The organism is Aquabacterium sp. (assembly GCF_014378415.1).
Classification (GTDB): Bacteria; Pseudomonadota; Gammaproteobacteria; order Burkholderiales; family Burkholderiaceae_C; genus Aquabacterium.
In genome coordinates this window covers 23,795-38,053 of record NZ_JACMNS010000026.1, presented here as the reverse complement: position 1 = coordinate 38,053, position 14,259 = coordinate 23,795, and the positions used below count along the sequence as shown (strand labels likewise).

General features: G+C 61.7%; 10 protein-coding genes. 5 read left to right on the top strand and 5 right to left on the bottom strand.

What is annotated here, in order from left to right; translation table 11 throughout:
- Positions 1–23: 23 nt before the first annotated feature.
- Genes H7225_RS03065 through selD form a run of 3 tightly spaced genes read right to left on the bottom strand, consistent with a single transcriptional unit; the run spans position 24 to position 3,494 of the window.
- Positions 24–1,673 (bottom strand): ABC transporter permease subunit, encoded by a 1,650-nt coding sequence (locus H7225_RS03065; protein WP_290659316.1) that lies wholly within the window; start codon positions 1,671–1,673, stop codon positions 24–26.
- On the bottom strand, positions 1,648–2,403 hold the full coding sequence (locus H7225_RS03060; RefSeq protein ID WP_290659315.1) for an ATP-binding cassette domain-containing protein: 756 nt from the start codon (positions 2,401–2,403) through the stop codon (positions 1,648–1,650). The genes H7225_RS03065 and H7225_RS03060 overlap by 26 nt, the downstream gene beginning before the upstream one ends.
- Before the next feature lie 38 nt (positions 2,404–2,441).
- The gene (gene selD / locus H7225_RS03055) at positions 2,442–3,494 is read right to left on the bottom strand and encodes a selenide, water dikinase SelD (RefSeq protein ID WP_290659314.1); all 1,053 of its coding nucleotides are present in this window, start codon (positions 3,492–3,494) and stop codon (positions 2,442–2,444) included.
- A 45-nt stretch (positions 3,495–3,539) separates the two neighbouring features.
- On the opposite strand from selD, the gene mnmH reads away from it, so the two are divergent.
- The 5 genes from mnmH (at position 3,540) to H7225_RS03030 (ending at position 11,369) form a co-directional block, all read left to right on the top strand.
- On the top strand, positions 3,540–4,583 hold the full coding sequence (gene mnmH, locus H7225_RS03050) for a tRNA 2-selenouridine(34) synthase MnmH (RefSeq protein ID WP_290659313.1): 1,044 nt from the start codon (positions 3,540–3,542) through the stop codon (positions 4,581–4,583).
- A gap of 160 nt (positions 4,584–4,743) precedes the next feature.
- Positions 4,744–6,186, top strand: a complete 1,443-nt coding sequence (locus H7225_RS03045; protein ID WP_290659332.1) for a DUF3375 domain-containing protein — start codon at positions 4,744–4,746, stop codon at positions 6,184–6,186.
- Positions 6,183–6,806: a DUF4194 domain-containing protein gene (locus H7225_RS03040; protein WP_290659312.1), complete on the top strand. Its 624-nt coding sequence runs from the start codon at positions 6,183–6,185 to the stop codon at positions 6,804–6,806. Before H7225_RS03045 ends, H7225_RS03040 begins: the two co-directional genes overlap by 4 nt.
- Complete coding sequence (locus H7225_RS03035) at positions 6,796–10,170, top strand: SbcC/MukB-like Walker B domain-containing protein (protein WP_290659311.1); 3,375 nt, start codon at positions 6,796–6,798, stop codon at positions 10,168–10,170. Before H7225_RS03040 ends, H7225_RS03035 begins: the two co-directional genes overlap by 11 nt.
- A complete protein-coding gene (locus H7225_RS03030) occupies positions 10,167–11,369 on the top strand; it encodes a DUF3322 domain-containing protein (protein ID WP_290659310.1) in 1,203 nt (400 codons plus the stop codon). Before H7225_RS03035 ends, H7225_RS03030 begins: the two co-directional genes overlap by 4 nt.
- 21 nt (positions 11,370–11,390) lie before the next feature.
- Here H7225_RS03030 and H7225_RS03025 read toward each other — a convergent pair whose 3' ends face one another.
- Both H7225_RS03025 and H7225_RS03020 read right to left on the bottom strand, forming a co-directional pair.
- On the bottom strand, positions 11,391–11,717 hold the full coding sequence (locus tag H7225_RS03025; protein ID WP_290659309.1) for a hypothetical protein: 327 nt from the start codon (positions 11,715–11,717) through the stop codon (positions 11,391–11,393).
- A 490-nt stretch (positions 11,718–12,207) separates the two neighbouring features.
- Entirely contained in the window at positions 12,208–14,247 is a 2,040-nt protein-coding gene (locus tag H7225_RS03020; protein ID WP_290659331.1) for an ATP-binding protein, read from the bottom strand.
- Between the last annotated feature and the right edge of the window lie 12 nt (positions 14,248–14,259).

Here is a 14,259-nt window from a genome sequence, read left to right as displayed (position 1 = left end):
TTTGATTTGCATGGTGAATGCCGTCAGTGGGCTAGCACCGTTGTTTTGACTTTGAGGATCTGGGTGCGGATCCGGTCGCCGATGGCGTCCACCACCGAGATTACCAGCAGCATGGTGAGCAGCAGCAGCGTCAGATCCTGCATGTGGAACAGGCTGATGGCGGTGTCCAGCGCGTCACCGATGCCTCCGGCGCCAACAAAACCGACCATGGCCGTGGTACGCACATTGACTTCAAAGCTGTACAGGGTGAAGGCGGCCAGACGTGCCTTGACTTGGGGTAGAACGCCATGGAGAAATGTCGCCATGCCACTGGCGCCTTGTGCTTGAAGGGCAGCCGCAGGACCGGGCTCGACTTCTTCCAGCACGTCGGAGTACAAGCGCCCCAGCACACCGATGTTGTGGACAGCGATGGCCAGCATGCCCGCCAGTGGGCCGCCACCCACCCAAACCACAAACACGAGGGCCAGCGTCAATTCGGGCATGGCACGGGTGATTTGCAGCAAGCCACGGCTGAACCACTTCAGGGCATGCCTCATGGCCTGGGCCCATCCTGTGGGGCGTGGCGGATCGGGCAGGTAGCTGCCTGTCATCAGGTGGGTGGCCGCCATCGGTGCAAGCACAAAAGCCAGTACGGCAGAGCTTGCTGTGGCCACCCAGGCCATCATCAAGGTCTCGCCAATCTGCCCGACGGCGGTGGTGATGAAGGTTTGATCGAACGTCAGGTTGTCGAAGGTGAACATTGAGGGCGCGGTGCTGGTGAACAGGTCGCCCCAAGGGATGTCGAGCTTGTCAAAGGCGAGGGCGCCGCCCAGCCCTGCCAATGCGAGAGACCAGCGTAAGCTGCGTTGGCGCAGTTGTGCGCTGACCACCTCCAGGGCCATCACGAAGGCCAGCACGGCCAGCAAGGTGGTGGCCAGCTTGTCGTACTGGAAGTAGCGGATGCTCAGGGCGATCTCGCTGCCCAGCCCGCCTGCGCCGACGACGCCCAGGATCGTCCCGCTGCGGACATTGCATTCCAGGCGAAAGAGCGCGTAGCCGATCCACTGGCGCCTCACCTGTGGCAAGACGGCAAACAAGAGGATGGCCCAGCGCGATGCGCCGGTGGCACGCAGGGTGTGGATGGCGCGCGGATCTACCGCTTCGGCCAACTCGGCGTACAGCTTGCCAATGCTGCCGCCCACCGTCAGCGCAATGGCCAGGACGGCCGCGCCAGGTCCCAAGCCCAGGATGCGAACAAAGATGTAGGCCCAGACAATCTCGGGCACCGAGCGGAAGAAGCCCAACAGGAACCGGGACGCCGCCCGGGCGACGGCCAGCCCAAAGCGGATGAATGCCGGCTGCCGACGTGGCGGCTTTGGAAGATCAGGTACACGGATGGCAAAAAACGCCAGAGCGCCGCCCAGAAGCACGGCAAAAACCGTACCGAGGATGCCGATCAGCAGGCTTTCAACGGACAACGTCCACACGCGGGTGAGGAAATCGGCCGACACGTCGGGGCGAAGAAAGCCAGAGAGGATGTCCCCAGCGTTGCTCAGGCCGTCGCGGTCCAGCAATTTGCCGGGTTGAGCGTGTGTCAGCTCAAGGCAAACCGCGACCGACAGGGCGAGCGCCAGCCAGAGCCAGTACTGGCGCAGGTGCCTGGTGCGTTCAGATGCGCTCGCCGCTGCCTGCATACAGACTCTCCAGTCGGTGGTGGGAGACTTCGTCGGGATCGCAATCAAAGACCACCGCGCCGCCGCTCAAGCCGATCACCCTGGTGCAATCGCGTTTGACGATGTCGAACCAGTGCGTGCAGAAAACCAGGGACATGCTGCGAGCCTTGGCCAGCTCGACGATTTTTTGGGTGACCGACTTGGCCGTGTTGGGATCCAAGGATGCGGTGGGCTCATCGGCCAGCAAAATGGCGGGGTCGGCAATCAGCGCTCGGGCGATGGCCACCCGCTGCATCTGGCCACCACTGAGTTCGCCCACGCGGGCCCATTGGCAGTTGGCGATGCCCAGTTGTTCAAGCACCAAACCCACCCTGGCACTTTCAATGGGCACCAATGAAGCCAGGAGCGTTTTGTGCCAAGGCCATGTCGCGACCAAACCAGACAGCACATTGCCGTGGACCGTTGATTGCGGTACCAGCAGGCTTTGCTGCTCGATGATGCGACATCGTGAGCGGTAGCGTTGAAGGTCACGCCAACTGAAATCCGCCATGGACCGCCCATCCACGTCGATGACACCTTCGGTGGGGCGCAGTGCGCCAGCGATCAGGTGGATGAGGGTGGACTTGCCCCCACCGCTGGGGCCAATCAGTGCGACACGCTCCCCGGAGCTCAGGCGAATGGAGACGTTTTTGACCGTCGGCCGACCGGCCCAGTGTCGGCTGACCCCTTTCAGGTGTATTTCGGGTGCCATGGGCGCTTCTTCTTGTGAATTCGAGTGGCGGCCAGTTCCTATTCAAAAACGATGCGGGACCCTGCGATTGGATCCGCCATGGTCAGCTCACCCACGATGGCCGCCAGGGCGAAGCCTTCATCGCGGAAAGCCGCCAGCACGTCCGGCACGGCGGCCGGCGCGCAGCTGACCAGCAATCCGCCGCTGGTTTGAGGATCGGAGACCAAGGCTTGCATCCATGTGGGCGCATCGGCTGGCCAATCCACGAGGTTGCCATGGGCTTCCCAGTTGCGGCCCGAGGCGCCGGTGATGATGCCGTTGCGGGCGAAGGCCACCGCCTCGTCGATCAAGGGCACCTGGGCCAGGGCCACGCGTGCGCTCAGCTTTGAGCCTCGGCAGACCTCCAGCAGGTGGCCTGCCAGGCCGAAGCCCGTCACGTCGGTCATGGCGTGCACGCCATGCAAGCCGCCCAAGGTGATGCCGACGCGGTTGAGCTGGGTGGTGTGCCGCAGCATCTGCGCATAACCTGATTCGCTGAGCAGCCCTTTCTTCAGGGCCGCCGAGAGGATGCCCACGCCCAGCGGTTTGCCCAGCACCAGCACATCGCCGACCTGTCCGCCCGCATTGCGGCGTACCCGGTCGGGGTGGACGATGCCGAGCGCCACCAAGCCATAGATGGGTTCCAGCAAGTCAATCGAATGGCCCCCCGCGATCGGGATGCCCGCATCGCGGCAAACCTCGGCGCCGCCTGCCAGGACCTGGGCGATCACGTCGGGCGACAACTTGGCGATCGGCATGCCCACCAAGGCCAAAGCCATGATGGGCGTGGCGCCCATGGCGTAAATGTCGGACAGCGCATTGGTGGCGGCGATGCGCCCGAAGTCACGTGGGTCGTCCACGATGGGCGTGAAGAAATCGGTGGTGGCCACCAGGGCCTGGCTGTCATTGAGGCGGTAGACCGCAGCGTCGTCGCTGGTCTCCAGCCCCACCATCAACTCGGGTGGCACGATGCCTTGAGGGGCGCGTGACAAAATCTCGGCCAAGAGGCCCGGGGCGATTTTGCAGCCGCAGCCGCCGCCGTGCGAAAACTGAGTAAGGGCAATGGAAGTCATGGGTCAACAAAAGTTCAGGGCGATCAGGCCAGCCGAGGTTAACCGATGAGCGCGCGCGGACCGGTCCAGGTGACCGAGCGGCACCTGTTCGACTGTGTCATCGATGCGCGTTCGCCCGCAGAGTTCGCGCTGGATCAGATTCCCGGGGCCATTAACTGCCCCGTGCTGGACGACGAAGAGCGGCGCATCGTGGGCACCATCTACAAACAACAAGGCGCGTTCGAAGCCCGGCGGGTCGGCGGCGCCATGGTGGCGGCAAATTTGGCGCGCCACCTGCGCGAGCAGTTCGCTGACAAGCCCCACCACTGGAAGCCGCTGGTTTATTGCTGGCGAGGCGGGCTGCGCAGCGGCTCCATGGTTGCTTGGCTGCGGTTGGTGGGCTGGGATGCCCAGCAACTGGCCGGCGGCTACAAACGTTGGCGGCACCATGTGATTGCCATGCTCGATCAGCAGTGCCCTCAACTGCAATTGCAAGTGATCTGCGGTGCCACGGGCAGTGCCAAGACAAGGGTGTTGCATGCCCTGGCCAGTCGTGGTGCCCAGGTGCTGGATCTGGAAGAGCTGGCATGTCACAAGGGGTCTTTGTTGGGGGCCTTGCCTGGACAGGCCCAGCCTTCCCAAAAGGCATTTGAAACCCGCATGGCCGCGGTGCTGGAAGGGTTCGATCTGTCCAAGCGGGTGTTTGTTGAAGCAGAGAGTCGCAAGATTGGGCGTTTGTCTTTGCCAACCGCCTTGATTGAACGAATGCGAGCCAGCCCTTGTTTTGAGATCGTGGCGCCTTTTGAGGCCAGACTGGATTTCCTGTTGCGTGACTACGCGTATTTGGGGCACGACGGGGCAGCGTTGTCTCAGCGCCTGGAGGCTTTTCGAACGCTGCATGGCCATGAGGCTGTGAACCGTTGGCAAGACTGGGCTCGACAAAGCGAATTGTCCCCACTGTTTTCAGAGCTGACCCATCTGCACTATGACCCCTTGTATGCGCGCTCTCAGGCTGCGCATTTCCACCAGTGGGGTGGCCGGGCGGAACTGGGCAGCCCGTCTTTGGGCCAAGATGGGATCGACCGTTTGGCGGAGACCTTGCTGAGATGATGGGTGCACGGGGCCAAAATATCTGGTGGCTTTGTGCACTCAAGTTCGCAGGTGGGCGCCGATGCGCCAAACACAGATTCAAGGTGGGATGGCCGGGCGCTGACCACCAGTGAGTGGGCTGCCGCCCCGCTTGCCATCTGCGAATAAGATGTCCGCCACCATGCAACTCGACATCGACACGCTTGAATCCCTGCGCCGCCAGCATCCCGCCTGGCGTTTGCTCGCGGCCGAGTCTTCGGCATTGGTGGCCAGCTTTCTGCACCGCGTCTTTGTGGTGCCCAACCAGCGTGTGGTCGCGCAGGCTGATTTGGTCGAGGCGCTGGATGACACCCTTTACACACTGCGCGAACAGCGAGGCGCCAACGTCTATCCCCGGGCGGCGTTGGAGTACCTGAACGATTGGGCGGCCAACGACAAAGCCTGGCTTCGCAAGTTTTACCCGCCGGGCTCTGATGAGCCGCACTTTGACATCACCCCGGCCACCGAGAAAGCGCTGGCCTGGTTGGTGACCTTGAGCGAGCGCCAATTCGTGGGCACCGAATCGCGGCTGCTCACCTTGTTTGAGTTGCTGCGCCAGATGAGTGATGGCAGCGAGACCGATCCCCAAGCCCGCGTGCGAGAGTTGCTGCGCAAGCGCGCCGAGATTGATGCGGAGATTGAGCGCGTGCAGGCTGGCGACATGCCGCTGCTGGGCGATACCGCCGTGAAAGAGCGCTTCACTCAATTTGCCAACCTGGCCCGCGAACTGCTGGCTGACTTTCGCGAGGTGGAGCAAAACTTCCGCACGCTGGATCGCCGGGTGCGCGAGCGCATCACGCTGTGGGATGGCAGCAAAGGGGCTTTGTTGCAAGACATCTTGGGCGAGCGTGACCTGATCGCCGACTCTGACCAGGGCCGCAGCTTCCGCGCCTTCTGGGATTTTTTGATGTCGCGGTCAAGGCAAGAGGAGTTGACCGATTTGCTGGAGCGCGTGTTTCAGCTGGAGTCTGTCGCGGAGATGGCACCTGATCCCAGGTTCAAGCGGGTGCACTACGACTGGTTGGAAGCGGGTGAGCACGCGCAGCGCACCGTGGCCTTGCTGTCCCAGCAGTTGCGGCGCTTTCTGGATGACCAGGCCTACCTGGAGAACCGCCGCATCATGGACATTTTGCGCGGCATCGAGGCGGGTGCGCTGGCCGTGCGTGCGCAGCCGCCAACGGGCGATTTCATGACCATGGCTGACACGGCAACCAGCATCGAGTTGCCCATGGAGCGCCCCTTGCACACCCCGCTGCGCAAGCTGAAGCTGGACATCGTGGCGATGGCTGCCGGTGACGAAGATGTGGACGCTGGCGCTTTGTTTTCGCAGTTCGTCATCGACAAGGCGGCGCTGTCTCAGCATGTGCGCCAGAGCCTGCAGCAGCGCACCCAGATCACCTTGTCCGAACTGCTGCACACCCGGCCACTGGAGCACGGTTTGGCCGAGCTGGTGGCCTACCTCAGCTTGGCGGCCGAGCAGGGCGGCACCGTGATCGACGACACGGTGCAAGACAGCGTGGACTGGGTGGCACCCGGCGGCCAGCGCAAGACGGCGCAACTACCAAGAGTGATTTTTTCCCGATGACCATGGCTGAAGACGACATCACCCTCACTTTCGACTTGTCAGCAGTGCTGGTGCCCTTGCTCAAGGGCGTGACCTACCGAGCCGACGATGCCGGGCATTGGCACGCATTGCTTGAGCTTCAAGGCCGTGTGCGGGACCACGTGGCCGTGCTCGGTTTGGAGCTGACGCTCGACGAGGCCGAAGGCTACGCGTTTCTTCGCTCACGTGCCGAATCTGACGACCCGGCGGCCCCCAAGTTGCCACGCTTGGTGGCGCGGCGGCCATTGACGTTCCAGGTCAGCTTGCTGCTGGCCCTGTTGCGCAAGAAATTGGCCGAGTTTGACGCGGGCGGTGGCGACACGCGGCTGATCATGTCTCGCGAGCAGATGGTAGACATGTTGCGCGTCTTCGTGCCCGAGGGCAGCAATCAAACCCGGCTCATTGATCAGATCGATGCCCAACTCAATCGCGTGGTCGATCTCGGCTTCGTGCGCCGCCTGCGCGGTCAAGAGCACATGTTCGAGGTTCAACGCATCCTCAAGGCCTTTGTGGATGCGCAATGGTTGGCCGAGTTCGATGCCCGCCTGGCGGCCTATCGGGCGCAAATCGAGCGTGAGCAAGGGGCCGCTGATGAAGGATGAGACCATGGCGCTGGCCGAGGGCGAAACGCTCGCCGGCTTCAGGCTGATGCGGCTGGAAGTCTTCAACTGGGGCACCTTTGACGGCCGCGTCTGGTCCATGCGCCCGGAAGGCCGCAACGCCTTGCTCACGGGCGACATCGGCTCCGGCAAATCAACCTTGGTCGATGCCGTGACCACCTTGCTGGTGCCGTCTCACCGCGTGGCTTACAACAAAGCCGCTGGCGCTGATGCGCGCGAGCGCTCGCTGCGCAGCTACGTGTTGGGCCACTACAAGGCCGAGCGCAGTGAACAAGGGGGCTCAGGCCGCCCGGTGGCGCTGCGAGGGCCCAACAGCTACTCGGTCATCCTGGGGGTGTTTCACAACGCCGCTTATGAGCAGACGGTGACACTGGCCCAGGTGTTTTGGCTCAAGGATCCGCATGGGCAGCCGCAACGCATGTATGTGGTGGCCGATCGGTTGATGAGCATTGCCAAAGACTTTGCCGATTTTGGCTCTGACATCGCCCAGTTGCGCAAGCGCCTGCGGGCCAGTGGCGTGACACCTGAGGACACCTTTCCACCCTACGGTGCCTTGTTCCGCCGGCACTTTGGCATCAAGAATGATCAGGCGCTGGAGTTGTTCCATCAAACGGTGTCGCTCAAATCGGTCGGCAACCTGACCGACTTCGTGCGCAGCCACATGCTGGAGCCCTTCGATGTGGCGCCGCGCTTGAAAGACCTGATCGCCCACTTTGATGACCTGAACCGGGCGCATGAAGCGGTGCTGAAGGCCGAGGCGCAGGTGAGGCTGTTGAAGCCATTGGTGGCCGACTGCGAGCGCCGTGAAGAACTCGCGGCACAGGTCGAGCAACTGCGTGGTGCCCGAGATGCCTTGCAGGGCTACTTCGCCCAGCTCAAAGCTAATCTTCTGACGACACGGCTGGCACATCTGTCGGAAGAATTGGAGCGCCACGCCAGCCACATCGAGCGTTTGAGCATTCAACAGCGTGAGCAGCAAACGCAGATGCGCGAGTTGCAACGGGCCGTGGCCGACAACGGGGGCGATCGCATCGAGCGGCTGGCACTGGAGATCGCGCAGAAAGAGCAAGACCAACAGCGCCGCGCCGAGAAGGCGCGCCGCTACGACGATCTGCGCCAAGCGCTCGGCCTGCTGGCCATGCACAGCGCTGAAGATTTCTTGTCGCAACGCCAGTTGTGCGTGCCCTTGCGCGAGTCGGCGGCTGAACGCGAAGCCGAGGTGCAGAACGAGATGAACGAGCTCGGCGTGAGCTTCGCCCAAGGCCGCAAGGAAGACCAGGAGCTGAGCAGCGAAATCACCAGCCTGAAAGCGCGCCGCAGCAACATCGACACGCAGCAAGTGGCGATGCGCGCTGCGCTGTGCGAGGCCCTGCATTTGCGCGAGGCGGACATGCCTTTTGCGGGCGAGTTGATCCAGGTCCGCGATGAAGAGCGTGATTGGGAAGGCGCCACCGAGCGCTTGATGCGGGGCTTTGCCTTGAGCCTGTTGGTGCCTGACGCGCATTACGAGCAGGTCAGCGAATGGGTGGACCGCACGCACCTCAAAGGCCGCCTGGTTTACTTCCGTGTGCGCCCCAGCCGCAAAGACACCCGCAACGACCTGCCCGCGCTCCACCCTGATTCGTTGGCGCGCAAGCTGGTCGTCAAGCCTGAGTCACCCTTTTACGGCTGGCTGGAGCGAGAGTTGGCGCACCGGTTTGACGTGGCTTGCTGCACTGGCCAGGAGCAGTTTCGCCGTGAAACCCGCGCCATCACGCGCACAGGGCAGATCAAGGCCGCAGGCGAGCGGCATGAAAAAGATGATCGCCACCGCATTGATGATCGCAGCCGCTACGTTTTGGGTTGGAGCAACCAGGCCAAAATCGCGACACTCGAATCGAAGTCTCGGGTGCTGCAAGCGAGTTTGGCGGAGATCGGGCAACGCATCGGCATACTGCAGACAGCGCAGCACACGGCCCGCGAGCGCTTGCAAGCCTTGAACAAACTGGAAGAGTACCGAGACTTTGCGGAGCTTGACTGGAAGGGCTGCGCGGTCGAGGTCGCCACCTTGCTGGCTGAAAAGAGCAGGTTGGAGAGCTCATCGAACCTGCTGCAGGCGCTCACCGCCCAACTGGCCGCCTTGGAGCCCATCTTGGCCGCCACCGCTGACAAACTCAAGCTGCGTGAGGCCGACCAAGCCCGCACGCTGCTCAAGCAAGAGCTGGCAGAAGCCTTGCGCACGCAGGTGCAGCAGATTTTGAGCAGCCCACTGCATGCCGCGCACGGCGGCCATTTTGACCACATTGACGGCCTGCGCGGGCAAGCTCTTGGCGAGCATCAGCTCAGCGTCGAGTCGTGCGATCCCCGCGAGCAAGACATGCGCCGTTGGCTTCAGGATCAGATTGACGCCGAAGACAAAAAGCTTGCGCGCCTGGGCGAGCGGATCGTGCGCGCCATGGCGGAATACAACGAGGCCTTCAAGCTCGATACGCAGGAGGTGGATGCCAGCGTGGCTGCGGGCCACGAATACCGCACGATGCTGGACAAGCTGAATGCCGATGACCTGCCTCGTTTCGTCGCGCGCTTCAAAGAGCTGCTGAATGAAAACACCATCCGGGAAGTGGCCAACTTCCAATCTCAACTGCACCGCGAGCGAGAAACCATCAAGGAGCGCATTGAGCGCATCAACGAATCGCTGACCCAAATTGACTACAACCCGGGCCGCTTCATCGCGCTGGAGGCTCAGCCCTCGACCGACGCCGACGTGCGTGATTTCCAGACCGAGTTGCGGGCCTGCACCGAAGGCGCACTTACCGGGTCAGACGATTCGCAATACTCAGAGGCCAAGTTCCTTCAGGTCAAGCGCATCATCGAGCGCTTCAGGGGGCGAGAAGGCACGGCCGAACCCGACCGCCGCTGGACCGCCAAGGTGACCGATGTGCGCAATTGGTTCAGCTTTGCCGCCAGCGAACGTTGGCGCGAGGATGGCCGTGAGCACGAGCACTACTCCGACTCTGGCGGCAAATCCGGTGGGCAAAAAGAGAAGCTGGCATACACCATCCTGGCCGCCAGCCTGGCCTATCAATTTGGCCTGGAGTGGGGCGCGGTGCGATCGCGCTCGTTCCGCTTCGTGGTCATCGACGAAGCGTTTGGCCGTGGCTCCGACGAATCGGCCGAATACGGACTGAGGTTGTTCCAGCAGCTCAACCTCCAATTGCTGATCGTCACGCCCCTGCAGAAAATCCACATCATCGAACCCTTTGTGTCCAGCGTTGGCTTTGTGCACAACGAGGAGGGCAGCGCTTCGCGCCTGCGCAACCTCAGCATTGACGAATACCGCGCCCAACGCGATGCGGGCATGGCATGAGCGAGTGGACGTCGGCATCGGCCTTGCGCGAGCAGGTGCGCAAACGCTGGGACAAAGGCGACTTGCTGGCCGAGCGGGTCGCGCCTGAGCAGCTGTTCCCGATGAGGCTGACTTTGCGTGGGCCTTCGTCGGGTGAGCTGTCTGATCGATTCGACGCTGTCCGCGAGTGGGCGCTAGAGCTTCAGCAAGGCACACGCCACGGCTACCGGCTGGTGATGCGCGACGTGCGCCACCGCATCATTGGCCAGAACAGCCTGCCTGCCGAGGCCTGGGTGGACACCTGGGAAGAGGCGGTGCGCTGGCTCGGCAAAACCAGCGAGGTCAAAGCCTTTGATGCCTTGTTGGCCATGACGCGCCACCAGCAACCATCGCTGCTGACATGGTTGCAGCGCCAGCCATTGCGGGCACTGGCACTGGCTGATCAGTGGCCGCACTTGCTGGCTTTTGTTGCCTGGATGCAAGCGCATCCAAAACCGGGCATTTACCTGCGCCAGGTGGATTTGCCGGGCATCCACAGCAAGTTCATTGAGACGCACCGCAGCGTGCTGGCCGACTTGCTGGATCTGGTGCTGCCCTTTGATGCCATCAACTTTGAAGCCAGTGGTGGCGCGCAGTTCGCCAGGCGCCATGGCTTTCGCGACAAGCCGTTGCGCGTGCGCTTTCGATGGTTGGACCCGAAGGCGTCAAATTGGATCAGTGGGGGGGACGGCGACTACACGGTGTCGCAAGTGGCATTTGCTTGTTTGATGCCAGCCGTCGAGCATGTGTTCATCACCGAGAACGAGATCAATTTTTTGTCCTTCCCCCCTGTGGCCAACAGCCTGGTTGTTTTTGGCGCTGGCTATGGCTTTGAGGCATGGGCCAATGCCGACTGGATGGCCGCCTGCACGCTGCACTACTGGGGCGACATTGATACCCACGGCTTTGCCATCCTGGATCAACTGCGGTCTCACCACCCCCATGTCACCTCGTTTCTGATGGACCGCGAGACGCTGCTGGCGCATCAGCCGCAGTGGACAGTCGAGCCTCAAGCAACCCTTCGCGACCTGCCTCGGTTGAGCCCCGAAGAAGGTGCGCTGTACGACGATTTACGTTGGAAGCGATTGAGCGATCAGGCCGTGAGGCTGGAGCAAGAGCGCATCGACTTTGGATCGGTTGCACTGGCCGCAGAGGCTTGCAGAGTGGCCCCAGCATCATGATGGCTCGGTGCGGGGGCCGTTTTACGCATCATCTTCTTCAAGGCCACCCAACCGCTCCGCCTCATCCAACGCCGCCATCAAGCATTCCTGGCTGGCCTGCGCACCTTCCAGGTGGTCATCGGATTCAGCCCTGGCCACGATGGCCGCATCGACCCCTGCCAGCAGCGTTTCAAGCACCGGCCTGAGCGCCTGGGGGTAGGGGTGCGAAATGATGATGGATTCAATGGCCGCATGGTACATGCGCTGGTGGCCGCCCAGGTTTTGCAGCAGGGCAACGAGCTCGCTGTTCTGGACGGTCAACTGCGCAATGTCCTCTTCCAGCTTGTCTATGCGTTCTTGGGTGGTCATGGCGGAAGTTTTCCTCGTGGATAAGGCCATGGTAGAGGCAAGCCGCCGTCAATTTGGGGAGGGTTGTGCCTGAGTCTTCACAGAGGTTTGGAATTACTGTATAAAACAACAGTATGAAAACGCTGCTTGAAAACAACTGGATTGAGTGGGGCCTGGACCTTGCATTGACCATGGCCATGCTGGGAACCCTGGTGTACCCCTGGTAGGCACACTGTCTTCCCTGTGTCACACGACAAGGCCACTCTGGAACCCCTTGGTATTGACCGACCACCACAAAGGAGCCCAGCATGAAGCCCGAGCCCCCTAAGTCATTTTTTGTGCGTCTGCTGGGCGACTGGTTGGTCGACCTCAGTGCGGCTGTGGCCTTGGCGGGGACGTTGATCGTGATGTGGGTTCGATAACCCAGCTCACTTCTCGTTCAAACTGGCCGCAATGGTCACGGCCTCGTTTTGGGGGTAGTTGGGCATCTTGGTGGCCATCAGGCACATCGCTACAGCGACGGCATGATGTCGATTTTCTGGGTGCTTTGCTTCTGGGGCAGGGTGACTCGAAAAATGGTGCCCGTGCCTTGCACGCTGTGCACGGACATTTGCCCCGCGTGTTTCTGAACAATCCCATACGACAGCGACAGGCCCAGCCCGGCGCCTTTGCCCACCGCTTTGGTCGTGAAGAAGGGGTCAAAAATCTTGACCAGGTTCTCGGGGACGATGCCGCAACCGGTGTCTTCCACTTCGATCGACACGGCGTTGTCAGCCGAGCTTGTGCGCACGGTGATCTTGCCCCTTGTTTCGCCGATGGCATGTGCCGCGTTCACCAGCAGGTTCATCACGACCTGGTTGATCTCGGAGGGGAGGCATTCCACCAGGGGGATGTCGCCGTACTCTTTGATGATTTCGGCTTTGTACTTGATCTCGCTGTTCACCAAGTTCAGCGTCGAATTGATCCCGTCGTTCAGGTTGGCCATCTGCCAGTCCTGGGCGTTGTCAACGTGTGAGAAGTTCTTGAGGTCTTGCACGATCTTGCGAACACGTTCAATGCCATCCTTGGTTTCGCGCATTAAGGCCGGGATGTCGTCCTTGAGGTAGTCAAACTCAACCCGATCCTTCAATTCGAGGATCCGAGCTCGCAAGGCCGGGTCGGACAGTTGGCTCTCGGTTTCCTGGTAAGTGTCCAGCATCTGCAGCAGGCTGTTGAAGTACCCGTCCAGCGCGCCAATGTTGGACAGCACGAAGCCGATGGGGTTGTTGATTTCGTGGGCGACGCCAGCGGCCAGCAGCCCGATCGAGGCGAGTTTTTCCGACTGCACCAACTGTTGATGGGTGGCCGTGAGCTTGTGGTTCACCGTGGTCAACTCATTGTTGCGGCGCACCAGCTCGGCTTCAATGCGTTTGCGCTCGCTGATGTCTCGGACGATGGCGACCACGCCGCTGCCAGCGCGCACCACCTGGGCATGCAGCCACTGGGCGCGTATGGCGGGTTCATGGTTCTGCCATTCCTGGTCATGCGCCACGCCGGTGTTGACGACTTGGCACAGCACCGTGAATGTACGGGTGCCGCGGATATTTGGCAGCAAGGTGCCGATGGGTTTTCCCAGCATGGCCGACTTGTTCAGGTTCAACAGGGCCACGCCGCGGCTGTTGGCGTCGGTCAGAACGAAGTCACTGATCACGCCTTTTGCATCACACAGGCTGTGCATGACGAAGGTGGCATCCCTGCTGGCCTCTGAGGCTGCCAGGTAGGTGGCTTGTGCCTTGAGCACGCGTGACCGGCTGCGGGCCAGTTGCCGCCACAGCAGGCCCAGAACAATCACCAGCACGCTGACGAACATGCCCAGCCATCGGTAGGCCTGCTCGCGTTGCCGAAAGGAGGCGAGTTGTTCTTCTTCGGAGAGCCCGACCACGGTGGTGATGTTGAACATGTTCAAGCGTTCTGAGACGGTATAACGCATGACCCCGTCCCAAGGGTTGAGCAGGAGCTTGACCTTCCCTTCGTCTTCAGGCGTGGGGATCACATGCTTCAAGGTCGGGGCGTCATTGCCCCTGATGACCTGATCGCCACTGCGCGCCACGATCAGGTCACCGCTTGATCCCACGACTCCCATGGTGCCATTCAGTCCCATGCGCGAGGGCTCATAGGCGCTGGTGAAATATTCGGGGTCGATCGACACACTCACCACGCCGGCGAAGGCGTTGTTGGCGTCGGTGAGCCGACGTGCAAACATCATCCGGCTCTTGCCGGTTTTGGGGTCTCGCACCGCGGGGCCCACGTAAAGCGTGTCCCCAAGTCGTGTGTGCTCACTGAAGTGCCGAAAGTAAGGTTGATCCACCGCGCGCAATGCTTTGTCAGGGTTGTCGCTGTTGGTGGCCACGATGTCGCCTTGGTGGTTGGCCACGTCGATGGCGAACAGCAGCGCCGTGGGGACCAGCAAATCGCTTTCAAGGTTGACCAAAGCCCGCGCCAGGCCTTTTTGCTCACTGGCATACCTGACGACGTTGAGGGTAAGGTCAAGCTCGCGCAAGGCCCGCAGCATCTGCACACGGTA